Source organism: Acinetobacter sp. FDAARGOS_559 (assembly GCF_003940475.1).
GTDB lineage: Bacteria > Pseudomonadota > Gammaproteobacteria > Pseudomonadales > Moraxellaceae > Acinetobacter > Acinetobacter baumannii.
In genome coordinates this window covers 2,368,527-2,391,457 of the sequence record NZ_RKJG01000005.1, presented here as the reverse complement: position 1 = coordinate 2,391,457, position 22,931 = coordinate 2,368,527, and the positions used below count along the sequence as shown (strand labels likewise).

At 40.1% G+C, this 22,931-nt stretch carries 20 protein-coding genes and 1 pseudogene; 12 read left to right on the top strand and 9 right to left on the bottom strand.

Annotated features, from left to right (window positions below; translation table 11 throughout):
• The first annotated feature begins 54 nt into the window (after positions 1 to 54).
• From EGS71_RS12975 to EGS71_RS12955, 5 genes and pseudogenes are all read left to right on the top strand, one after another.
• Positions 55 to 1,638, top strand: a complete 1,584-nt coding sequence (locus EGS71_RS12975) for an IS66-like element ISAba25 family transposase (RefSeq protein ID WP_001094424.1) — start codon at positions 55 to 57, stop codon at positions 1,636 to 1,638.
• 31 nt (positions 1,639 to 1,669) lie between these two features.
• Positions 1,670 to 2,629: pseudogene (locus tag EGS71_RS12970) on the top strand (Rieske 2Fe-2S domain-containing protein); the annotation flags it as partial.
• Between the two features lie 56 nt (positions 2,630 to 2,685).
• On the top strand, positions 2,686 to 4,011 hold the full coding sequence (gene guaD, locus EGS71_RS12965; RefSeq protein WP_000052265.1) for a guanine deaminase: 1,326 nt from the start codon (positions 2,686 to 2,688) through the stop codon (positions 4,009 to 4,011).
• 214 nt (positions 4,012 to 4,225) lie between these two features.
• A complete protein-coding gene (hpt, locus tag EGS71_RS12960; RefSeq protein ID WP_000214980.1) occupies positions 4,226 to 4,753 on the top strand; it encodes a hypoxanthine phosphoribosyltransferase in 528 nt (175 codons plus the stop codon).
• Between the two features lie 172 nt (positions 4,754 to 4,925).
• Positions 4,926 to 5,177: a GlsB/YeaQ/YmgE family stress response membrane protein gene (locus EGS71_RS12955; RefSeq protein ID WP_000269732.1), complete on the top strand. Its 252-nt coding sequence runs from the start codon at positions 4,926 to 4,928 to the stop codon at positions 5,175 to 5,177.
• Between the two features lie 52 nt (positions 5,178 to 5,229).
• Here EGS71_RS12955 and EGS71_RS12950 read toward each other — a convergent pair whose 3' ends face one another.
• Positions 5,230 to 5,928: a DsbC family protein gene (locus EGS71_RS12950; RefSeq protein WP_000592161.1), complete on the bottom strand. Its 699-nt coding sequence runs from the start codon at positions 5,926 to 5,928 to the stop codon at positions 5,230 to 5,232.
• Between the two features lie 95 nt (positions 5,929 to 6,023).
• A complete protein-coding gene (dmeF, locus tag EGS71_RS12945; protein WP_001154510.1) occupies positions 6,024 to 7,010 on the bottom strand; it encodes a CDF family Co(II)/Ni(II) efflux transporter DmeF in 987 nt (328 codons plus the stop codon).
• A gap of 57 nt (positions 7,011 to 7,067) precedes the next feature.
• Here dmeF and EGS71_RS12940 point away from each other — a divergent pair, with 57 nt between their 5' ends.
• Positions 7,068 to 7,331, top strand: a complete 264-nt coding sequence (locus tag EGS71_RS12940; protein ID WP_000018128.1) for a metal/formaldehyde-sensitive transcriptional repressor — start codon at positions 7,068 to 7,070, stop codon at positions 7,329 to 7,331.
• Positions 7,332 to 7,376: 45 nt separating this feature from the next.
• Here EGS71_RS12940 and mnmE read toward each other — a convergent pair whose 3' ends face one another.
• The 5 genes from mnmE to rpmH form a co-directional block, all read right to left on the bottom strand.
• Positions 7,377 to 8,732, bottom strand: coding sequence for a tRNA uridine-5-carboxymethylaminomethyl(34) synthesis GTPase MnmE (gene mnmE, locus EGS71_RS12935; RefSeq protein ID WP_000556119.1), 1,356 nt, complete (start codon positions 8,730 to 8,732; stop codon positions 7,377 to 7,379).
• A 90-nt stretch (positions 8,733 to 8,822) separates the two neighbouring features.
• Positions 8,823 to 10,583 (bottom strand): membrane protein insertase YidC, encoded by a 1,761-nt coding sequence (gene yidC, locus EGS71_RS12930; RefSeq protein ID WP_002009563.1) that lies wholly within the window; start codon positions 10,581 to 10,583, stop codon positions 8,823 to 8,825.
• Positions 10,584 to 10,588: 5 nt separating this feature from the next.
• On the bottom strand, positions 10,589 to 10,909 hold the full coding sequence (yidD, locus tag EGS71_RS12925) for a membrane protein insertion efficiency factor YidD (protein WP_000251652.1): 321 nt from the start codon (positions 10,907 to 10,909) through the stop codon (positions 10,589 to 10,591).
• 10 nt (positions 10,910 to 10,919) lie between these two features.
• A complete protein-coding gene (rnpA, locus tag EGS71_RS12920) occupies positions 10,920 to 11,312 on the bottom strand; it encodes a ribonuclease P protein component (RefSeq protein ID WP_001240377.1) in 393 nt (130 codons plus the stop codon).
• 29 nt (positions 11,313 to 11,341) lie between these two features.
• Complete coding sequence (rpmH, locus tag EGS71_RS12915) at positions 11,342 to 11,476, bottom strand: 50S ribosomal protein L34 (protein WP_000831329.1); 135 nt, start codon at positions 11,474 to 11,476, stop codon at positions 11,342 to 11,344.
• A 670-nt stretch (positions 11,477 to 12,146) separates the two neighbouring features.
• On the opposite strand from rpmH, the gene dnaA reads away from it, so the two are divergent.
• The 5 genes from dnaA to cybC all read left to right on the top strand — a co-directional run bounded on the left by dnaA (position 12,147) and on the right by cybC (position 18,838).
• Positions 12,147 to 13,544 carry a chromosomal replication initiator protein DnaA gene (gene dnaA, locus EGS71_RS12910; protein WP_000964768.1) on the top strand — a complete coding sequence of 466 codons (1,398 nt, stop codon included), beginning with the start codon at positions 12,147 to 12,149 and terminating at the stop codon, positions 13,542 to 13,544.
• A gap of 97 nt (positions 13,545 to 13,641) precedes the next feature.
• Complete coding sequence (gene dnaN / locus EGS71_RS12905) at positions 13,642 to 14,790, top strand: DNA polymerase III subunit beta (protein ID WP_001237350.1); 1,149 nt, start codon at positions 13,642 to 13,644, stop codon at positions 14,788 to 14,790.
• Positions 14,791 to 14,804: 14 nt separating this feature from the next.
• Positions 14,805 to 15,887 carry a DNA replication/repair protein RecF gene (gene recF / locus EGS71_RS12900; RefSeq protein WP_000550807.1) on the top strand — a complete coding sequence of 361 codons (1,083 nt, stop codon included), beginning with the start codon at positions 14,805 to 14,807 and terminating at the stop codon, positions 15,885 to 15,887.
• Between the two features lie 52 nt (positions 15,888 to 15,939).
• Positions 15,940 to 18,408 (top strand): DNA topoisomerase (ATP-hydrolyzing) subunit B, encoded by a 2,469-nt coding sequence (gene gyrB / locus EGS71_RS12895; RefSeq protein ID WP_000093726.1) that lies wholly within the window; start codon positions 15,940 to 15,942, stop codon positions 18,406 to 18,408.
• A 37-nt stretch (positions 18,409 to 18,445) separates the two neighbouring features.
• Positions 18,446 to 18,838 carry a cytochrome b562 gene (cybC, locus tag EGS71_RS12890; protein ID WP_000987631.1) on the top strand — a complete coding sequence of 131 codons (393 nt, stop codon included), beginning with the start codon at positions 18,446 to 18,448 and terminating at the stop codon, positions 18,836 to 18,838.
• 85 nt (positions 18,839 to 18,923) lie between these two features.
• Here the strand turns inward: cybC and EGS71_RS12885 are convergent, their stop codons facing one another.
• On the bottom strand, positions 18,924 to 19,481 hold the full coding sequence (locus EGS71_RS12885) for a VTT domain-containing protein (RefSeq protein ID WP_001009202.1): 558 nt from the start codon (positions 19,479 to 19,481) through the stop codon (positions 18,924 to 18,926).
• A 250-nt stretch (positions 19,482 to 19,731) separates the two neighbouring features.
• Complete coding sequence (gene abc-f, locus EGS71_RS12880) at positions 19,732 to 21,663, bottom strand: ribosomal protection-like ABC-F family protein (RefSeq protein WP_000613985.1); 1,932 nt, start codon at positions 21,661 to 21,663, stop codon at positions 19,732 to 19,734.
• A gap of 252 nt (positions 21,664 to 21,915) precedes the next feature.
• Here abc-f and EGS71_RS12875 point away from each other — a divergent pair, with 252 nt between their 5' ends.
• Positions 21,916 to 22,920 (top strand): putative solute-binding protein, encoded by a 1,005-nt coding sequence (locus EGS71_RS12875; RefSeq protein WP_000746543.1) that lies wholly within the window; start codon positions 21,916 to 21,918, stop codon positions 22,918 to 22,920.
• Positions 22,921 to 22,931: the final 11 nt, after the last annotated feature.

Here is a 22,931-nt window from a genome sequence, read left to right as displayed (position 1 = left end):
CATCCTCCAAACGTTCTATTTCATTCTCTTCATGACCTCAGGCATACTGCGGTCATGAATACGCTGCCTGACTTAAGCCAACTGACCCATGAACAACTGCTGGAATTCACCAGACAGTTGGCGATGCAGCATCAGTCTCTAGCACAATCAAACCAACAATTGGATGCCAAAGTTCAACATCTTTCTATTCTCAATCAAAAATACGAGCATGAACTGGCGCTGTTTAAAAAGCACAAATTCGCCCAAAAGAATGAACACTTAACGGCAAAACAAATCCACCTATGGGATGAAGCGGTTGAAGAAGATATTGCTGCTGTTGATCTGGAATTAGAACGATTAAATGCAGATAAAACCGATGCAGCGACACAGAAAGCCAAAACCAATAAACCTAAACGTCGACCACTGCCAGATCATCTACACACCATCCGTATTGAGCATGAACCTGCATCAACCCAATGCACTTGTGGATGCCAACTCCGTCGTATCGGCGAAGATGTCAGTGAGAAACTGCATTTCAGACCGGCACAGTTCTATAAGGAACAGCATGTGCGTGGTAAATGGGTCTGTGATCAGTGTGACACTCTGACTCAGCAAGCGATGCCCGCCTATGTGATTGATAAAGGCATTGCTTCACCTGAATTGCTCAGCCATGTGCTGGTATCGAAGTATGCCGATCATTTGCCGCTGTACCGTCAACGTCTGATCTATCAGCGGGCGGGAATCGAACTTTCTAGATCAACTTTATCTGACTGGATAGGTCGCTGCGGTGTAGAACTGGAACCTCTGGCCAATGCCTTAAAAGAGGTGGTGCTGCAACAGCGGGTGCTGCATGCAGATGAAACACCGGTCACCATCATGCGGATGGGTGAGAATGAGAAAAAACCGAAGAAAGGTTATGTCTGGGCCTATGCCACCACACAGTACAATCCAGTTCAGGCGGTGATCTATGACTTTCAGGATAGTCGTTCAGGCCAGCATGCTGCAGAGTTCTTGAAAGGCTGGCAGGGCAATCTAGTCTGTGATGATTACAGTGGTTATAAAGCACGCTTTAAATCAGGCCAGGTCATAGAGGTCGGCTGCATGGCCCATGCACGTCGTAAATTCCATGAACTGCATGTGACCGGGAAAAGTCAGGTCGCTGAACAGGCATTGGTGCTGATTCAGAAACTGTATGCGATAGAAGCAGAACTCAGGAAAAAGACCGATGGTACAGCGGAAGACCGCCGCGAATACCGACAACAGCATAGTCAACCAGTGATGCAACAACTATATGAATGGCTCAACCAACATCATCTGACAGTGCCATCGAGTTCTCCCACCGCCAAGGCCATCAATTACACTCTGAAGCGTTGGCCAGCCTTAAGCCGCTATCTGGATGATGGCAATCTACCGATATGCAACAATTGGGTAGAGAATCAGATGCGTCCCTGGGCGTTGGGGCGCAAGAACTGGCTGTTTGCAGGTTCGCTGCGCAGTGGTCAGCGAGCGGCAAACATCATGACTTTAATCCAGTCAGCAAAGCTGAATGGGCTGGATCCGTATGCCTATTTAAGTGATGTGCTGAAAAGGTTACCGACACATAAAGTGACCCAGATTGAAGAGTTACTGCCGCACTGCTGGAAACCTAAATCGAATTAAAAAATAGGTATGGGATTCAGCGGACGCTTACGTCGCACGTATTCAAGATGTCTCTAATGCGCCTCAAAGAGTCACACTACTAGACGTCAATATGGCACTCTACAAGACAGAAAGTGGTGAAATTCATCTGGTCCGAGACATTTGCCCACATCGTGGCGTGCCTTTAACCAAAGGTTGGGTGGATGGTGAGGAGATTGTTTGTCCTTATCACGGTCTACGCTATAACACCGAAGGGAAATGTACCCAAATACCAGCTCAGCCCGAACTGACTAAAATTTCTGATCGTTTTTCTCTAACCAAATTTCCGGTTGTGCAAAGATACGGCCTCATTTGGACCAGTATTCATGGTCGTGATATTGATAAAGCCAATATTCCTGTATTAGATACTTGGGATGATGCAGAACATCAAGCGATTTTGCCACCTTTTGTAGATATTGGTGGTTCTAGTGGTCGTCAGCTTGAAGGGTTTATTGATGTCGCTCATTTTGCATGGGTGCATCACAACGCCTTTGCGAATCGTGATAACCCTGTCGTCCCTAAATATCACACTGAACGTACCAACTATGGCTTAAAAACGGTCTATATCAGCAATGTCAATAATTATCCGCATGAACTAAAACATCTCGAACCAGAAGGCTTTTTGTGGAAGCGTACTTTTGAGGTTTATCCGCCATTTTCTGCCGTGCTTACTGTCGATTTTCCAGAAAGTGGGATCTTAAAAATTTTAAATGCCTGTTGTCCTATCTCAAGTAATAAAACCCGTTTATTTGTTCCACTCACACGTAACTTTGACCAAACAGGTGATTTAGAAAAAGTATATGCATTTAATGCGCAAATTTTTGCTGAAGACCAAGATATGGTCGAATCACAAAAACCAGAAGAACTACCGCTCGATCTAATGATGGAAGCACATTTTGAAGCAGACCGTTCATCAACGACTTATCGACGGATTTTGGCTGAATGGGGACTAAGTAAACGTTATACCGTTTAAATATTGGCTAACTGGGGTACAATCAATCGAAAAAAGTGAAAATATAAAGGCTTTCCATGTCATTGATCGCAAATACCACCGTTGTGCGTGGTCGTTTTTTAGATATCCACCAAACCGTCTCTGAGCCAACTGATATTCCTAATCAAGTGCGTTATTTAGAAGATGGTGTATTGATTAGTGAACATGGAAAAATCAAATGGTTTGGTGCATGGGAAGACGCTCAGGCGCATCTACCTGCTGGGGTTGAGGTTCAACATTATCCAGAACAATTGATTGTACCCGGCTTTATTGATACCCATATTCACTTTCCGCAAACCGAAATGGTGGGAGCTTACGGCGAACAACTTTTAAGCTGGCTTAATACTTATACTTTCCCAACTGAAATCCAGTTTCAAGACAAAACATATGCAAGCGAAATTGCCCAGTTCTTTGTTCAGGAACTCTTAAAACACGGTACAACCACGGCCCTCGTTTTCTGTACAGTTCATCCCGAGTCTGTTGATGCCTTATTTGAAGCCGCAGAGCGCGTTCAGATGCGTTTAATTGCCGGCAAGGTACTTATGGACCGTAATGCTCCGGAAGCGCTGTGTGACACGCCAGAAACGGCTTACAGCGACACTAAAGCACTCATTGAAAAATGGCATGGTAAGGGCCGTGCTCTGTATGCGATTACGCCACGATTTGCGCCGACTTCTACACCTGAGCAATTAGAAAGAGCAGGGCAGTTAAAACAAGAATTTCCGGATGTGTATGTCCATACGCATTTAAGTGAAAACAAAGATGAAATTGCTTGGGTGAAATCTTTATTTCCGGAACAAGCGGGCTATTTAGATGTTTATCAACATTATGGCCTGACTGGTAAGCGTTCTGTGTTTGCGCATTGCGTTCACTTAGAAGATGAAGAATGGCAATGTATGCATGATACACAATCGGCTATCGCATTTTGCCCAACTTCAAACCTGTTCTTAGGCAGTGGTTTATTTCCATTGAAAAAAACTTGGGAAAAACAAGTGAAAGTAGGCTTAGGGACAGATATTGGGGCTGGCACATCGTTTAGCTTACTGCAAACTGTTAACGAGGCTTATAAGGTTCAGCAATTACAAGGTGATAAACTCTCAGCTTACGAAGCGCTTTATCATGCAACCCTAGGCGGAGCAAAAGCACTCGATTTGCAGGATCAGTTAGGTAACTTCAACGTCGGTAAAGAAGCAGACTTTGTGGTACTAAACTTAAAGCCAACAGCATTACAGGAACTTCGCCAGTCTAAATCTAAGTCTGTTGAAGATTCACTGTTTGCATTATTCACTTTAGGTGATGACCGTAATATTGAGGCGACTTATATTTATGGAAACCGTGCTTATCAAAAAGAAACAGCCAAATAAAAAAGGCATTGTTAAGTTTTTGTTATTATTTGGAATATGTGCTATTGCGTTAAAGCGTGATCGACATATTCCGCAAAATGATAAAATTTCACAGCCATCAAAGGGTGCATGAAACGTCATTTTGCTTTAAAATTTTACCATTAACTCAGATTTTCGAGGTGTTGCTGGTCAACACCTTTTTTATTTTTTCTTTTATATCTTGTAGGAATCTGCCATGACTGTTGCAATGAGCATCATGATTTCAACCGAAGAAATTCAAGCAAAAGTCAAAGAGCTCGGCGAGCAAATCAATTCTCACTATGCAAATAGTGACAAAGAATTGGTTCTGATTGGTCTACTTCGTGGTTCTGTTATTTTCATGGCAGACTTATGCCGTACGATTACCAAACCACATGAACTCGACTTTATGACAGTGTCTAGCTATGGCGGCGGTACCACTTCAAGTCGAGACGTTAAAATCTTAAAAGATCTTGATGGTGAAATTCGTGGTAAAGACGTGCTTGTGGTTGAAGATATTATTGACTCAGGCAACACCTTAAGCAAAGTCGTGGAAATGTTGCAGACTCGCGAACCAAATTCAATTCAATTATGCACATTAGTGAGTAAACCATCTCGCCGTGAAATTGATTTAGAAGTTAAATTTTTAGGTTTTGAAGTTGAAGATAAATTTATTGTTGGTTATGGCTTAGACTACGACCAGAAATATCGTCACTTACCATTTATTGGTGAGATTGGCCTATAAATTTTATAAAAATGGCACCGCAAGGTGCTATTTTTTTATATAAAGGCTGAGCTTTGAACAAAAAAGACACAAAAAGTCGCAATCTGCTACAGACAAAATAGATCACTCTACCGCACGATAGAATATGAAGCAAAATCATTAACTTCATCAAAAAAACAACTGGAGAACAAATATGTGGTCACTTATTGTTGCTATTGTGGTTGGTTTCTTCGCTGGCTTAATCGCTCGTGCTTTACACCCAGGTGATGATAAAGCAGGTTTTATTGTTACTACTTTAATTGGTATTGCTGGTTCACTTCTAGCCACTTATGGCGGTCGCTTACTTGGTCTTTATGGAGAAAATTCAGCGGCGGGCTTTATTGCTTCTGTCATTGGTGCCGTCATTATTCTCTTTATCTATAACCTAATTGCACGAAAAAGCTAAGTAGTAAATTTAATTTAAAAAAAGCACCGAAAGGTGCTTTTTTTAAGTCATTTTATAAACCTAACTCTTTCCAAACTGCCTGAATTTCTTCAGCAGAGCGCGCTCCGACGAGTTTAAATCCGTTAGCAAAAATGAGAGTAGGCGTGCCATTAAAACCTAATTTTTTCCCTAATTCCAAGTTACGGTCAATCGGGTTTGTACAGCTCGCAACCGTTGGTTTAACACCTTGCTCAATTAATTTTTTCCATGAATATGATTGATTCGGTGCACACCAAACTTGTCTAGAAACCACAATAGACTGAGGTTTTAAAGGATAGATGAACGTGTAAATAGTCACATCTTTCAGCTTGTCGAGTTCAGGCTCAAGCTGTTTACAATAAGGGCAGTTTGGATCAGAAAATACTGCTAAAACATGCTGGCCATTACCTTTGACTGTTTTAATAGCATCTTTTAAAGGCAACTGTTTCCAATCAATTGAGTTCTGTCCTAAAACCAGATCTTTAGTTAAGTTCTTTTGGTCTTTTAACCGAATCATAGAGCCTACAAACATGTGCTGCCCATCTTCACCAAGATAAATAATTTGCTGGTCCAGATTAGCACTATATAGTCCAGGCATTTCGGTTTTCTGAATATTACTAATTTTCAAATTAGGATATTGTTTTTTAATATTTTCCCGAACAGTATCTACATTAGCGAAACTCAAACTTGTAGTTAAACTAAATAACGCCAATATTCCTAATTTTTTAATCATAAAACCGACTCGGAGGCAGGAGAGGAGAACATTTTAATCAGTTCCGTTAGTGAAAACAGAACTGATTACCGAGTTATAACCAAACTTCTACTCAGTTACGCCAATGTTTCACGTGGAACATAAACAGGTTTTAAGGTATTAATTTCTACTGAAATATGCACAATTTCATCATGAATCGATAAAGCATCACGAATCTGGTCTGCATTTAAAGAGATATCATCAGTTTCAAGTGCCAAAATACAAGAAAATTTACCTTTTGCGACTTTCCAGACATGAATATCTGTAATTTCCGCATGTTTCGGAAATTCAGCTATTACTTCCCGAATTTCATCAACTACAGGATGGTCCATTTCAGCATCTAGAAGAGTTTTTCCTGTCTCTTTCATTAAGCCAAAAGACCACTTTGCAACTAAAATAGCACCTAAAATTCCTAAAAGTGCATCTAAAAAATCCCATCCAAAATATTTACCTGCGAAAAGCGCTACAATTGCAAAAACAGAAGTCACTGCATCTGCAACCACATGTAAAAACGCAGCTTTTTGGTTTAAATCATGCTGATGATGCCCATGGCTATGCTCATGATGGTGATGGTGATGGTGATGGTGATGGTGATGGTGATGGTGATGGTGACCATCATCATGAAGTAACCATGCGCAAATCAAGTTAATAACTAAACCTAAAATTGCAATTGGAATCGCTTCATTATAAAAAATTTCAACTGGGTTAAATAAACGTTGAATTGACTGAAACGCCATAAAAATAGCCACAACCATCAGCAAAATTGCGCTGCTATAGCCAGCTAAAATCTCAATTTTCCAAGTTCCAAAGCTAAAACGGTGATCATTGGAATAATGGCGGGCTGCACGATAGGCAAAGTAGGCTAAACCAAGGGCCAACATATGTGAACTCATATGCCAACCGTCGGCCAGTAGTGCCATTGAATTGAAGAACCATCCACCAAATACTTCCAGTACCATCATGGACGCCGTTAAAATGGTTGCAATCAAAATACGTTTTTGTGCAAGTGGATTTCCTTCATCAAACTGATGTTGATGATGACGTGATACACTATAATCCTGCATAAAATTTAAACCCAATATACTCCCTACCAGTATATTAAATTGTACAAGAGAAAACAGATGAGTCACATTGGTCAGGATAAAAAAATTGTTAATCGTGTAAAACGACTAAAAGGGCAAATCAACAGCATTGAAAATGCGATAGAACAACCAGAATCTTCATGTATAGATATTTTGCAGCAAGTTGCAGCCATAAAAGGTGCAATAAACGGTTTGATGAGTGAATTAATGGAACAGCACTTACATCATCACGTACTTAAAGGCGCAGAAGTCGATCAAAATGAGCTAGATGAATTTTTAAAAGTTTTAAAAAGATACGGCTGAGAAAAGTACTGGATGACATAGCACTCTACATCATCCAGTTTTTTATTATTTTCCGATACAGAACGAACCAAAGATTTTGCCTAATAGGTCATCGGCACTAAAGTCACCCGTAATTTCACCTAAAGCATTTTGAGCAAGACGTAGTGATTCGGCAACGAGTTCACCTGCGTTAAATACAACAAGTTGCTCACGTGCCTCTGCCAAATAGAGCTGAGTGCGCTTCATTGCGTCTAAATGACGTGTTCTCGCAATAAATGTATCTTCCTCAGGGTGAAATCCTGCATGTGCTATAATCGCATCTACGAGGCCTTGTACGCCCATCTCTTGTTTTGCTGAAACTGTGATATGACGGAACCCTTGATAATCGCTTATTTCGGCAGATTGACCAGTTAAATCACATTTATTGCCAATTAACATGAGACGACGCGGTTCAATATGTTCAGCAAAGTATTCTTGAGCCAGTTTTAAGGGGTCATCGCCTTGATTTAAATCGTAGACTAATAACAACAAATCGGCCTGCTCAATTTCTTTGATTGCACGACGAATGCCTTCTTTCTCGACTACATCTCCCGTTTCACGAAGACCCGCAGTATCCGTTAAGGTGATTGGTAAACCATTTAAGCTAATTTTTTCATGTAAAACATCACGAGTTGTACCAGCAATATCAGTCACAATTGCACGCTCAACACCAGCAAGTGCATTCAACAAGCTCGACTTACCTGCATTTGGTTTACCCGCAATAACAACCTGTAGACCTTCACGGAGTAATTGCCCTTGTCGTGCAGAGGTTTGAACAGCATGTACAGACTGCTGAACGTCTTCAAGTAAAGCTAAAATTTTGCCATCAGCCAAAAAATCAATTTCTTCTTCTGGAAAATCAATCGCAGCTTCTACGTGCAAACGTAAATGAATCAGTTTTTCTAAAACTGTATTAATTTTTGTTGAAAAAGCGCCTTGTAAAGAACGGACTGCCGAACGAGCCGCAGCTTGAGAGGTCGCATCAATCAAATCTGCAATTGCTTCAGCTTGTACCAAGTCCATTTTGCCATTTTCAAAAGCTCGCATGGAGAATTCCCCAGCTTTTGCAGCAATTGCCCCAAGCTCAAATAAACGGCCAAGTAAGGCATTTTGAATGACAGGGCCACCGTGGCCTTGCAGTTCTACAACATCTTCACCGGTAAAAGAATGTGGATTTGGAAAGCACAAGACAATGCCTTCATCCATAATACTTCCATCAGCATCATAAAACTTACGGAAACCCGCCATCCGAGCTTCAGGTAAGTTTTTTTGCGTCAGTTTTTGAGCAATATCATAGGCCTTAGGTCCCGATAAGCGAATCACGCCCACTCCACCACGCCCTGGTGGCGTTGCAATTGCGGCAATTGTGGTTTGACTATGCATATTATTCACCTAAAAACCTAAAATACAGCCAAAGAAAAATCCGCCTAAGATTACCATCTTAAGCGGATTGATTCAGCAAAAGTTCAAGGATTAAGATGCCGATTCAGCTTTACTGATACGACTTTTCTCAACGCTCTTGTTAATAAACCATTGCTGTAAGATTGTAATACTGTTGTTCACAATCCAGTACAACACAAGACCCGCAGGGAAGAACAACATAAATACCGTAAACATAATCGGCATAATGCGGAATACTTTCGCCTGCATTGGATCAGCTGGTTGCGGGTTCAACATTTGCTGAGCAAACATTGCCGCACCCATAATTAATGGCAAGATGAACCATGGGTCCATCGCAGACAAGTCTTGAATCCAGCCTAACCACGGTGCATGACGTAATTCCACACTTTCCATGAGTACCCAGTACAAAGCAAGGAAAATTGGCATTTGTAGCAATAACGGTAAACAACCAGAAAGCGGGTTAACTTGTTCACGTTTGTAAAGCGCCATCATTTCTTGCGAGAAGCGCATACGGTCTTCACCGAATTCTTCTTTCATGCGTTGCATTTCTGGTGCAATCACACGCATTTTCGCCATAGAACGATAACTTTTTGAAGATAAAGGCCATAAAATCATCTTCACCATAATAGTAAGTAAGATGATTGACCATCCCCAGTTGCCTACAATGCTATGGAAGAATTGAAGACCTAGGAACAATAACTTCGCAATTGGCCATAACCAACCATAGTCAACAGTCTGGTTTAAACCTACCGCTAAATCTTTTAATTCAGATTGTACTTTTGGACCTGAATAAAGCTTCGCATCGACTTCCATCGAAGTACCCGCCGGAACATTAATTACTGGCGAAGTAAAGCCAATAATATTCATATGATCCGCAGACTGACGAGATTCAAGTTTAGCGACATAAGGCTGACCATTTGCTTGAGTCAGTTTAAGGTTTCCTGGAATCCAAGCACTTACAAAGTAGTGCTGAACCATTGCAACCCAACCGCCTTTAGCTTCGGTATTGAGTTTTTCTTCAGAGAAATTCGCAAACTTAAGTTTGTTGTAGTGAGCATCTGGAGTACCCCATGCACCACCTAAGAACGTACCTAAAGTGAAAATACCCTGAGAAGACTTACCTGGATCTTCCGAATTATCACGTTTCAACTGTCCAAACATCTGACCTTGCCAGTTTTGTTGGCTACGGTTAACAACTTGATGTTTGACAACAATTGGATATTGACCTTGAGTAAATGTAAAAGTTTTAATAATTTCAACGCCTTCTGGTGTCTTAAACACCATAGGAACTGTTAAAACTTTCTCAGAATGTCCACTTTGATCTTGTACCCCTTTAGCATCAGCTAAAGTATATGATGTTTTTTCAACAGCATATAATGGGCGACCACCACGACTGCTATCTGGTCCATTCAAACCAATTAAGCCAGACTGAGCAACATAAGTACGCTTGGCATCATTTTCAAGCATAACAAATGGTTGATTACTGTCTTTGCTCTTGTCGTGAGAGAGTAATTCAATACGAACAATATCACCACCTTTTGGATTGATCCAAAGATGATAAAGGTCAGTTTGTACTGAAATAAGCTGTTGATTCACAGGTGCAGTTGCATCTGTGGTTTGTGACTGCGCAATATTTGCTTGTGGCACATCGGAAGCCACTGTTGCAGTTTTAGCATTTGGCAAATCAGCAGATACTTCATGTGAACTTACAGCCGCCGCTTGTTGTTGCGGTGCAGTTGCAGCATTTCCATAATCTTTTTGCCAAGCCAAAATGAGCAAATATGCGGTGACAAACATGGCCCCGAGAATTGCAAACCTGGCCCATTGTTGCATATCTATTACCCCAAATGGTTAGAGAGATTTTGCTTCATTAAACGATCACGAAAGGGTACAGCAACATGATGCGTTTGAGAATCTATTTGATGAAACGAAATAAAACGAATTGCTTTAGGCGGTACCGGATCGTATCCAGAGCCTCCCCACGGATGACAACGACAAATACGTTTAGAAGATAACCAAACGCCTTTGATTGCACCATGAGTTTGTAATGCTTCTAGCGCATATTGGGAACAAGTTGGGATATAACGACAACGGGGTCCAAGAAGCGGACTAATCGCAATTTGATACAGTCGAATGAACCAACGCAAAATACGAACCATTGGTCATCTCTTAATTCTGCGAGGTTGGGACAACTTTAGAATGTTTTTTCGCTAAGCGTTGTAATTTTTGCCAAGCAAAATCTAATTGTTGATATAGCTCAGCATTCGTAATCGTTTCTATACCAACTTTAGGCATCACAACAACATCTATGTCTGACCCAAATTTCGGCTGATGTAGACGAAAGCTCTCACGAGCAAGACGTTTTATTCGATTTCTTTCATGCGCACGACGCACTTTTTTCTTAGCAACAACAATACCCAAACGGCTGTTAGGCTGTTCGGTTAATTTTGCAAGAAATAAAAAATGGGGTTGATGCACTTTAAAAAGCGCACCATCAAATACACTTTTATAATCTGCAGCACAGCGTATACGAAGATCTGTGCTAAAACTGTAAAGTGCCATCACACCCAAGTCTGGTCAGCGTAACAGTATTAAACAGTTAAGCTATGACGACCTTTTGCACGACGACGAGCTAATACTTGACGACCAGCTTTAGTTGCCATACGAGCACGGAAACCATGAACGCGCTTACGCTTTAATTCAGATGGTTGGAAAGTACGTTTCATATCGAAACTCCCAAAAATGATCTTTCTATAAAGGTCCGCGATTTTATTGTGCAATGTTTACGCTGTCAATGAAAAACCGTGAAAGTTTTGTATTTAAGTCAAATTTTTAACTTTTTATCTTCTCTTTATATTTAGCCTATTTTTCTTATTTAAAAGTTATGCACAAAGTAATTGTTTATTTTTATTAAGACTTTTAAGATATACACTTCTTATTTACATACTTATCAACAAACCTTGATGTGAAGTTGGTTTTGATTTGGTATATTTGAATTTAAATTCATATTTTTTAGTTATCCACAATTTGGATCAGCCCTATTAAATAAATTTAAATTTTAAAATTTAAATTTATTCTTATTAGTGTGGACTTTTCTTGTGGATTTCACAGTTTTAAATTTAAAAAACATATATTTGAACTGTTGATAACTCTGTTTTTATTGTCTTTATGGATTGTGGATAAGTTTATGTGATAATTTATCCACAGGATGTACAAAAAGTTATTCACAATTGATTTTGAATTTAAATTTATTCACAAGAGATTTCTTTTTAGGCAAAATCAAACGAAATCGTCATGACAGATGTGGATAACTTGGGTAGAATGGCGACCCCTTCTCATCAGGAAGGGTTAATCTTTAAATGATTTGAATTTAAAACGCAGACATAGGGGATACACATGCTTTGGACAGACTGCTTAACTCGCTTGCGACAAGAGCTCTCTGATAACGTCTTTGCGATGTGGATTCGCCCTTTAGTAGCTGAAGAAGTAGAGGGGATACTACGTCTCTATGCTCCTAATCCTTATTGGACGCGTTATATTCAAGAGAATCATTTAGAGTTAATTTCTATATTGGCTGAACAATTGTCAGAAGGGCGGGTGCGTCAGGTTGAAATCTTGGTAGATTCTCGTCCTGGTAGTATTTTGTCCTCTAGTGAACAGCCTGCAACAACTACAGCAGCTTTACAAACTGCCCCTATACCTCAACCTGCTAAGGTTAAAAGAGAACCGGAACCTGTTGCTAATACTGCGGTTAGTTCTAAGAGTTCAAAAAAGAAACTATTAAATCCACAATTTACTTTTTCACTATTTGTTGAAGGCCGTTCTAACCAAATGGCAGCAGAAACCTGTAGAAAAGTATTAACACAGTTAGGTGCTTCTCAACATAACCCTTTGTTTTTATATGGCCCGACAGGTCTTGGTAAGACTCACTTAATGCAAGCAGTTGGTAATGCCTTACTGCAAGCGAAGCCGAATGCAAGAGTCATGTATATGACTTCAGAAAGTTTTGTACAAGATTTTGTGAGCTCATTACAAAAAGGAAAGGTAGAAGAGTTTAAGAAAAATTGCCGTTCTTTAGACTTGTTATTAGTAGATGATATTCATCTTTTGGCAGGAAAAGAAGCAAGCCTCGTTGAATTCTTCTATACATTTAATGCCTTACTTGATGAATCCAAACAAATTATTTTAACGTCAGATCGATATCCTAAAGAATTAACAGAACTTGATCCTCGTTTGGTTTCTCGTTTTTCCTGGGGGCTATCAGTAGGTGTTGAACCACCTGATATTGAAACTCGAATCGAAATTCTGCTTAAAAAAGCTGAAAATAGTGGCGTTGATTTACCTAGAAACTGTGCGTTGTTTATTGCCCAACAAGTCGTGGCGAACGTACGTGAACTTGAGGGCGCACTGAATAAAGTTGTCGCAATTTCACGTTTTAAAGGTGCTCCAATTGACCTTGATGTCGTACGGGAATCTTTAAAAGATGTTTTAGCGATCCGTGCTCGTACAATTAGTGTAGAAAATATCCAGCGTGTAGTGAGTGAATATTTCCGAATTCCATTAAAAGAGCTGGTAGGTCCAAAGCGTACCCGAATTTATGCTCGACCACGTCAGTTGGCGATGGGGCTTGCCCGTGAATTAACGGGAGATAGTTTTCCTGAAATTGGAATGGCTTTTGGTGGGCGTGATCACAGTACAGTGATGCATGCTTGTGAAAAAGTCGTCAGTTTACGGGAAGAAGACCCAATCTTTGATGAAGATTATAAGAACTTATTACGTTTGCTTCAAAGTTAATGAAATAATAAGACGTTGTTGCAAAGTCTACGTAAGTGCAGCATAGTACACAGCTAAAAAATGAAATGTTTGCTCCAAGTTGCTAGAGGAATGAATCGTGCGTTTGAAAATCGCTAAAGAAAGTTTACTCAATGTTTTATCGCATGTGGTCGGTGCGGTAGAACGTCGTCATACCTTGAATATTCTTTCAAACGTCAAAATTCAGACTAATGCTCAAGCGCTCACTATTACGGGTTCCGATTTAGAAGTTGAACTCGTAGCGAGCACCGCTTTATCAGAAGGGGCGTGCCTTGAGGCAGGCGAGACAACTGTTCCTGCTCGTAAATTGATGGAAATTTGTAAATCTTTGCCTACAGCTGCATTGATTGATTTACAAATTACTGAAGATCAAAGATGTATTTTAAAATCTGGTAATAGCCGTTTTGTGCTAGGTACACTACCGGCTGAAGATTATCCATTGTTAACCACTGAGAATAGCCAGGGTACGCAAGTACAGGTGACTCAACGTGAATTAAAGCGTTTATTTGAAAAAACTGCTTTTGCAATGGCTGTACAAGATGTACGTTTTTACCTCACTGGTACTTTATTAGAAATTGATGAAAATCAATTGCGTGCAGTAACAACTGATGGTCACCGTTTAGCACTTTGTGAAATTTTGGCTTCCTCTACTTCATCTCAGTTGGTACAAGCGATTGTGCCTCGTAAAGCTGTGGGCGAATTGCAACGTTTACTCAGCATTGAAGATGAACAGCTCACTTTGCTTATTGGCCGTGAATTATTAAATGTAACGATTAATACGCCAAGCCGTGATAAAGAACAAGGTGATATTACGGTTCGTTTTACAACTAAATTAATTGATGGGAAATTCCCTGATTATCGCCGTGTTATTCCACGTGGTGGTGATAAACATGTTTTGATTGGTCATGACGTATTTAAACAATCATTACAACGTGTAGCAATTTTAAGTAATGAAAAATTGCGTGGTGTTTTCCTAAACTTCAATCAGGATTCTTTACAGCTTCGTGCAAATAACCCTGAACAAGATGAAGCAATTGAAGATTTAGCGATCCAATATCAAAGTGCCCCATTAGAAATGTCATTTAATGCTCAATACCTACTCGATGTGTTGGGTGTATTAGATGGTGATGATGTAAATATGAGCATGACTGAGGCGAATCAGTCTGTATTGGTTCAAGATCCGGCTCATCCTGACCAGACCTATGTAGTTATGCCGATGCGTGTTTAATCTGGTTTAACTATATGCATCTTACGCGCTTAAATATTGAACGTGTGCGTAATTTAAAAACGGTTGCACTCCATGGGTTGCAACCGTTTAATGTCTTTTATGGCGCAAACGGTTCGGGTAAAACATCAATTTTAGAAGCGATCCATTTGCTTGCAACAGGTCGCTCATTCCGTACACATATACCCAAAAATTATATTCAATATGAAGCTGACGACGCGATTGTATTTGCTCAGTCAGCGACTGAAAAAATTGGTATGCAGAAACTCGCTTCTGGTGAGCAACTCATGAAAGTGAATGGCGATACCGTTGCGACTCAAGGTCAGCTCGCAAAGTTACTTCCTTTACAGCATATTGATCCACAAAGTACGGATATTATTGATCATGGTGCCAAGCCAAGAAGACAACTTTTAGATTGGCTTATGTTCCACGTGGAACCTGAATTTTATTTTGCGTGGCAATATTACTCTCGTGCGCTAAAGCAGCGTAATACCTTACTCAAAACACGGCGTAATCTTTCATTAGCTGATTTAGAACCGTGGAACAAAATGTTGAGTGATTATGGCGAGATTTTGCACTCACAGCGTTTAAGTATTGTCGAGCAATGGAATGTTTATTTCCAAAATGACTTAAGCCAATTACTCCCTGATTTGGAGATTGAACTGGAATATAGCCCAGGTTTTCATACAGAGCAGGGGCTTATGCAAGACTTGTTGAATCAGCATCAAAAAGACATCGAGAGACGTTATACCGAGTATGGTCCGCATCGGGCAGATTTGCGCTTAAAAACGCCATTTGGACATGCTGATGATGTTTTATCAAGAGGTCAGAAAAAACTCTTGATTATTGCCTTAAAACTGTCACAAATTGCAATGTTGCATGCGAGTAATAAGGAAACTGTGGTATTATTAGATGATCTGACAGCAGAATTAGACTTAACCGCACAACAACGTTTAATTGAACGATTAAGCCAACTTGGTAGCCAGGTTTTTATGACAACTTTAGATCATGCATCGGTAAAAAAACATTTACATGATCTGTCTATTTCATATCAATTATTCAGTGTTGAATCCGGTCAAGTTAGTCTTGCTGCACCATAATTTTTTGATGTTACCCATCTTTGAATAAACCTATATTTGCTAGGGAGAAACCATGAGTTCAGAGTCTCAATCAGCCTCTCAAACAGAACAAACCAATGAAAAGGCTTATGATTCCTCTAGTATTAAAGTATTACGTGGATTAGATGCAGTTCGTAAACGTCCGGGTATGTATATTGGGGATACAGACGACGGTACCGGTTTACACCATATGGTGTTTGAGGTTGTCGATAATGCAATCGACGAAGCTTTAGCTGGCCACTGCGATGAAATTATTGTCACGATTCACGAGGATGAATCGGTCAGTGTTTCAGATAATGGCCGCGGTATTCCGACCGATATTCACCCTGAAGAAGGGGTTTCTGCTGCAGAAGTAATTTTAACGATTCTGCATGCAGGCGGTAAGTTTGACGATAATAGCTATAAAGTTTCAGGTGGCTTACACGGCGTAGGTGTTTCGGTTGTTAACGCACTTTCAAGTAAATTGCATCTAACAATTTACCGTGCTGGTCAAATCCATGAGCAAGAATATCATCATGGCGATCCGCAATATCCATTGCGTGTGATTGGTGAAACGGATAATACCGGAACAACTGTACGTTTTTGGCCAAGTGCAGAAACATTCAGTCAAACCATTTTTAATGTTGAAATTCTAGCACGCCGTTTACGTGAGCTTTCTTTCTTGAATGCTGGTGTACGTATCGTTTTACGTGATGAACGTATTAACCTTGAGCATGTGTATGACTATGAAGGCGGTTTATCTGAGTTTGTAAAATACATCAACGAAGGTAAAAACCATCTCAACGAAATCTTCCATTTCACAGCCGATGCTGACAACGGCATTGCTGTAGAAGTTGCATTGCAATGGAACGATAGTTACCAAGAAAATGTTCGCTGTTTCACAAACAACATTCCACAAAAAGATGGTGGTACGCACTTAGCAGGTTTCCGCGCAGCTTTAACACGTGGCTTAAACCAGTATCTTGAAAATGAAAATATTCTCAAGAAAGAAAAAGTGAATGTGACTGGTGATGATGCGCGTGAAGGTTTAACAGCTATCATTTCCGTTAAGGTTCCTGATCCGAAATTCTCGTCTCAGACAAAAGAAAAATTGGTATCAAGTGAGGTAAAACCAGCGGTAGAGCAAGCAATGAACAAAGAGTTCTCTGCTTACTTACTTGAGAATCCACAAGCTGCAAAATCAATTGCAGGCAAGATTATTGATGCTGCACGCGCACGTGATGCTGCACGTAAAGCACGTGAAATGACACGCCGTAAGAGTGCATTAGATATTGCAGGTTTGCCTGGTAAATTGGCTGACTGTCAGGAAAAAGACCCAGCGCTTTCTGAATTGTATCTTGTCGAGGGTGACTCTGCGGGTGGTAGTGCCAAACAAGGCCGTAACCGTAAAATGCAGGCTATTCTACCTTTAAAAGGTAAGATCCTGAACGTTGAGCGTGCGCGCTTTGACAAAATGATCTCTAGTCAGGAAGTGGGTACATTAATTACCGCACTTGGCTGTGGTATTGGCCGTGAAGAATATAACCCTGACAAGCTCCGTTATCATAAAATTATTATTATGACCGATGCCGATGTCGATGGTTCGCACATCCGTACATTGTTATTAACATTCTTCTTCCGTCAAATGCCGGAGTTGGTGGAACGTGGTCATATTTATATTGCACAGCCACCTTTGTATAAGCTCAAAAAAGGTAAGCAAGAGCAATATATTAAAGATAACGACGCATTAGAAACTTACTTGATTTCAAATGCGATTGATGAGCTTGCTTTACATATTAGTGCTGATGCGCCTGCAATTACAGGTGAAGCGCTGGCAAAAGTAATTCAAGACTATCAAGTTTCACAAAAGAGCTTACAACGCTTAACGTTACGTTATCCAGCAAGCTTACTGGATGCATTACTCGAAGTTGACGCATTTAAAGCAGATCAGAACCATGATCAAGCTTATGTACAACAATGGGCAGATCAAGTACGTGAAGCTGTAGAGAAGTTGCAACCTAGCTTACGTCCGGAAATTACGCTTGAAACATTTGAACGTGAGAATGCTCAAGGCGAGAAATCTGCGCATTATTGGCCGCGTGTAACTGTATATGTTCATAACTTGCCACATGCTTACTTACTTGACGCAGGTTTATTGAATTCTGCGGAATATGCTCGTTTATTGAAGAACTCGAAGAGTTGGTTCAAGTTAATTGAAGATGGCGCATACTTACAAAAAGGTGATCGTCGTATTCAAGTCGCTAATTTCCATCAGGTATGGCAGCACATTCTGCAAGATTCACGCCGTGGAATGATGATCCAGCGCTATAAAGGACTGGGCGAGATGAATGCTGAGCAGCTTTGGGAAACCACAATGGACCCTGAAAACCGTAATATGTTACAGGTGACTATTGATGATGCAATTGAAGCTGATCGCATGTTCTCATGCTTAATGGGCGATGATGTTGAACCACGTCGTGCCTTTATTGAAGAAAATGCATTAAATGCGGATATTGATGCTTAATTGATAGCAAGATTCTAAATCAGTCTAGGGAGAGAAGATGATGAGTCAAAAAATTCTAGCAAGTATGCTGATTTCATGTGCGGCTTTAGTGAGTCATTCTGCATTTGCAGCAGACTTGGAAGCCGACATGAAAACTTTAGCGAAGAGCACTAAAGCCTTTGCTGAAGCAAAAGATATCGATAACGCTAAACAGCAGCTTGTGATTATGCGTCAGGCAGCATTATCTTCAAAATTATCTTTACCTCATAAGTTGGAAGGTTTACCCCCTGAAAATGTACAGGTAAAAGAGTACCAAGCGGGTTTAGATCAGTTGGTTGCTGAAATTGATCGGGTTACGGTTTTTGTTGATAAGGGACAATTGGACCAAGCCAAAGCTGAAGCAATTAATCTGGTAAATATTCGTAATGAAAACCACAAAAAGTTTAGATAAAGTTACTTTGATCTAAATCAAATAAAGGGAATGATTAATTCATTCCCTTTATTTTTAGCTATATAAATTTATTTAACCAAACTTATTAATTTTCAACAAAATCTGTAACTTGAATGAGTGCATGGCCAAATAGGTAGCCAGCCGTTAAAAGGATGCAGATCCACAAAATAGCTCCTGCCACATTGTAAATCAAAAATTTTCCATAGCTCATATTGCTTGAGCCGGCAGCGAGGGGTGCAAAAGAACGTGCGAAAGGAATAAAACGTGCTAAAAGAATAGTTTTACCGCCATGTTGCAAGAAATAGCGGTTCGTTTTATTCAAATATTCTTTTTTAATAAAACGTGATTTTGCTTCAAAAATACGGTTTCCAAAATGGCGGCCAATAGAATAATTGACGATATAGCCTAATGTTGCTGCAACGGTGAGCAGAGTAATCATATAACCAAGATGCATCAGTTCAACCACCGAGCACAGTGCACCTACAGTTAAAAGTAAGCTATCTCCAGGTAAAAAGAACATAAACACAAAAGCGGTTTCAGAAAAAATAATCAAAAAGAGTATGGCATAAACCCATGCACCATACTCCTGAATCAAAATAGGTAAAAATTGTTCAAAATTAGTAATAAAATCAATAAAATTCATTCAGTTTGTCTGATCCCGAATTAAATACCTACTCAAGAAGGGTAAAAACGAAGTTACAGAATTTAGTTAAATTATCTGTGTATGGCAACCCTTAAGATGTAGCTTAAGTTTTATATGTTATCAAATTTGAATCTATCTCAAAAATTTAACAGCTGAATGAAACTTTATTAGAGATCGTTCATATTTTTATAAGCTAATAAAAATAAAAGCCAGTACAGATACTTAAATATACGAGTACTGGCCAAGATATTTAGTTTTCAAATGAGGCTTCCATTTCCTCAAGTTCCATCATGAGTTCTAAGAGTTGCTCTTCATATTGTTCAAGCTTAGCTTTGAGTTCAGTTTGCTCATTCATTAGTTTAAGCAAATCGTCCTTACGATTAGCTTCATATAGTGAAGTATCTGCTAAAGCTTCTTCGATTTCAGCAAGACGTGGCTGAAGCTTTTCAATTTGAGATTCAACCTTTTCAATATTTTTACGGATTGGTCGAGTTTGTTCACGACGGCGAGCTGCTTCTTTACGCTGTGCCTCTTTATCGACTTTAGCGGGAGCTGGAGCGGCAGAAGATGAATTATTTTGTGCTACAGCAGTCTGAGCATTGATTTGTTGCTGGCGTGCTTCACGTAGCCATTTAGCATAATCCTGCAAATCACCTTCAAACTCGGTACATTTGCCACCGTGTACTAAAAGAAGCTCATCACATACACTTGCAATAAGTTGACGTTCGTGAGAAACCAGAACAACTGCACCCTCAAAATCTTGTAAGGCCATACTAAGCGCATGACGCATATCAAGGTCTAAGTGGTTCGTTGGTTCATCCAGAATTAAAACATTTGGGCGCTGCCATACAATGAGTGCTAAGGCCAAACGAGCGCGCTCACCCCCAGAGAAGCTTTCACATGGAGTATCCATGCGTTCGCCACTAAAGCCAAAACTACCTAAAAAAGAACGTAATGTTGCTTCACTAATTTGTTTATCGGCTATCCGAGCGAGTTGAAGCATTGGGCTGGCTTGACCATCTAAAGCGTCCATTTGGTGCTGTGCAAAGTAACCAATGTTAAGTAGCTCGGAAGCTTTACGTTCACCTGCCAGTAATGGTAAATCGCCCACCAAGCTTTTAATCAATGTTGATTTACCCGCACCATTCATACCAAGCAGACCAATACGCGAGTTTGGCGTAATTTGAAGTTTAATTTTTTCAGCAATTTTTTTATCGCCATAACCTATGCTGGCATTTTCTAGGGTCAGCAACGGTGAACTCATTTTGGTAGGTTCACGGAAACTAAAAGTAAACGGTGTATCTACATGAGCAGGTGCAAGTTGCTGCATGCGTTCAAGTTGCTTAATACGACTTTGTGCCTGACGAGCTTTAGTGGCTTTAGCCTTAAAGCGATCAATGAACTTTTGTAAATGAGCACGGGCTTCTTGCTGTTTTTCAAAAGCTTGTTGTTGTTGTGCTAAACGTTCACTTCGAGTGGTCTCAAATGTGGAGTAGTTACCCGTGTAAAGAGTAAGTTCCTGATTCTCAATATGAAGAATATGGTCTGTAATTGCATCTAAGAAATCTCGGTCATGCGATATTAAAATGAGGGTGCCCTCATAAGCTTTGAGCCAATCTTCTAACCATAAAATTGCGTCTAGGTCTAAGTGGTTAGTTGGCTCATCCAATAAGAGTAAGTCAGAACGACTCATCAATGTACGCGCCAAATTCAGACGCATACGCCATCCACCAGAAAAACTAGCAACGTTTAAACGTAATTGATGTTCTAGAAACCCTAAGCCAGCCATCAGCTGAGCTGCTTTAGATGGCGCAGAATAACCATGAATTTCATCAAAACGGCCATGTAATTTAGCTAAATCCGAGTCTGTTAATTGTTCTGGTTGAGCAAGTTTATTTTGAATATCCCAATATTCTTCATCACCAGAAAGGACAAAGTCGATAGCAGGCATGTCTAGGGCTTTAACTTCTTGCGCCATATGGGCCACAGTCCATACAGAAGGACGAGTAAGCGAGCCTTCATCTGCTCCTAAGCTACCGAGTAATGCCGCAAATAGTGTTGATTTACCTGCACCATTGACCCCAGTCAGACCAATCTTCCAACCTGGGTGTAATTGCATAGACGCTTTTTGAAATAGAACACGTCCACCGCGGCGTAAAGAAACTTGGTCAAATTGAATCATCTTGTCTTATCGAGGTGAGTTAGGGATGCTGTATTTTAAAGAGAACTGATCATGAAGACAAAACTTTCGGAGTTTTAGTTTATAAATACTGAGATTGCATGGTTTCACTGATTCCGATTAAAGCTATTCGTCTGAAAATATCTAAATTTTGAGCAAGATAGGCCACATTTAGAAAAATATGGCTAAAATAAAAACAATTTAAAACTTGGTTGATAAATGAGCTACTAATAAAACCAGACTAAGGAAAGTCAAATGAAAAAAAGATTGGGGATAGTAAGTGCAGTCATTTGCTGTGCTATGGGGACAACACACGCGGGGCAAAACGTATGTGTATTCGATTTATTGGGTAAATCAGGTGAATCCTACAAAATGATGGAAGAATGGGCTCTTGCGGCAAAAAGTTGGCAAGCGGACATTACATTAATTCCATTTCAAGATGAAGCTCTAGTAGATCGTAGGCTGCGTGAGGGTAAATGCGATGCAGCTTATATGACTTCAATGCGAGCACGAAACTACAATAAATTTGCAGGCTCGATTGATGCGATTGGGGGCGTGACAAGTAATGCTATTGCTCAAAAGGCAATTAGTTACGTTTTAGATCAACGTAATAAACATCGCATGCTAACCACACAAAATGGAACAAACTATGAGGTGGTTGGAATTGTCCAGATTGGACTAGCATACTTATTTGTAAGAGATAGAAACCTCAACTCAATTGAGAAAGTACGTGGGACTAAGTTTGCTATTTTGCAATATGACGCAGCCCAGAAAATTATGGTTGAAAGTGTAGGTGCCCAGCCTATTCCTTCTGAGATTACCGATTTTGTGAAAAAGTTTAATAGTGGCCAAGTCGAGGCAATTGCTGCACCTGCTTATGCTTATAAACCGTTAGAAATTGGTAAGGGAATTGGAGCAAATGGAGCCATGTTTACTTTTCCTGTGGTGAACGTCACAGGGGATTTAATTGCAAGAAGTGATAAGTTTCCGGCCAATTTTGGAATGAAGTCTCGTGAATGGTTTATTAAACAGTTGCCACAGAACTTCGCAATGGTAAAACGGTTAGAAACCGGGATTCCTCCTAAAATTAAATTAAATTTTTCAGCCGAAGATAAATTGAAATATCAGAAAATATTACGTGGAGGTCGCCTTGGCTTAACAAAACAAGGTGTATATGACGCGACAATGATGAGTGTACTCAAGCGCGCACGATGCACCATTGAACGGACAAATTTTGAATGTACGCTTACTGGAGAGTAGTTTGTTTTTTA

Excerpts from the sequence above, each read along its gene's own strand:
- gyrB (WP_000093726.1), top strand. The coding sequence starts at position 15,940 with ATGAGTTCAGAGTCTCAATCAGCCTCTCAAACAGAACAAACCAATGAA.
- dnaA (WP_000964768.1), top strand. The coding sequence starts at position 12,147 with ATGCTTTGGACAGACTGCTTAACTCGCTTGCGACAAGAGCTCTCTGAT.
- guaD (WP_000052265.1), top strand. The coding sequence starts at position 2,686 with ATGTCATTGATCGCAAATACCACCGTTGTGCGTGGTCGTTTTTTAGAT.
- EGS71_RS12875 (WP_000746543.1), top strand. The coding sequence starts at position 21,916 with ATGAAAAAAAGATTGGGGATAGTAAGTGCAGTCATTTGCTGTGCTATG.
- hpt (WP_000214980.1), top strand. The coding sequence starts at position 4,226 with ATGACTGTTGCAATGAGCATCATGATTTCAACCGAAGAAATTCAAGCA.
- yidD (WP_000251652.1), bottom strand. The coding sequence starts at position 10,909 with ATGGTTCGTATTTTGCGTTGGTTCATTCGACTGTATCAAATTGCGATT.
- EGS71_RS12955 (WP_000269732.1), top strand. The coding sequence starts at position 4,926 with ATGTGGTCACTTATTGTTGCTATTGTGGTTGGTTTCTTCGCTGGCTTA.
- abc-f (WP_000613985.1), bottom strand. The coding sequence starts at position 21,663 with ATGATTCAATTTGACCAAGTTTCTTTACGCCGCGGTGGACGTGTTCTA.
- recF (WP_000550807.1), top strand. The coding sequence starts at position 14,805 with ATGCATCTTACGCGCTTAAATATTGAACGTGTGCGTAATTTAAAAACG.
- EGS71_RS12885 (WP_001009202.1), bottom strand. The coding sequence starts at position 19,481 with ATGAATTTTATTGATTTTATTACTAATTTTGAACAATTTTTACCTATT.
- dmeF (WP_001154510.1), bottom strand. The coding sequence starts at position 7,010 with ATGCAGGATTATAGTGTATCACGTCATCATCAACATCAGTTTGATGAA.
- rnpA (WP_001240377.1), bottom strand. The coding sequence starts at position 11,312 with ATGGCACTTTACAGTTTTAGCACAGATCTTCGTATACGCTGTGCTGCA.
- cybC (WP_000987631.1), top strand. The coding sequence starts at position 18,446 with ATGATGAGTCAAAAAATTCTAGCAAGTATGCTGATTTCATGTGCGGCT.
- EGS71_RS12975 (WP_001094424.1), top strand. The coding sequence starts at position 55 with ATGAATACGCTGCCTGACTTAAGCCAACTGACCCATGAACAACTGCTG.
- mnmE (WP_000556119.1), bottom strand. The coding sequence starts at position 8,732 with ATGCATAGTCAAACCACAATTGCCGCAATTGCAACGCCACCAGGGCGT.
- yidC (WP_002009563.1), bottom strand. The coding sequence starts at position 10,583 with ATGCAACAATGGGCCAGGTTTGCAATTCTCGGGGCCATGTTTGTCACC.
- EGS71_RS12940 (WP_000018128.1), top strand. The coding sequence starts at position 7,068 with ATGAGTCACATTGGTCAGGATAAAAAAATTGTTAATCGTGTAAAACGA.
- rpmH (WP_000831329.1), bottom strand. The coding sequence starts at position 11,476 with ATGAAACGTACTTTCCAACCATCTGAATTAAAGCGTAAGCGCGTTCAT.
- EGS71_RS12950 (WP_000592161.1), bottom strand. The coding sequence starts at position 5,928 with ATGATTAAAAAATTAGGAATATTGGCGTTATTTAGTTTAACTACAAGT.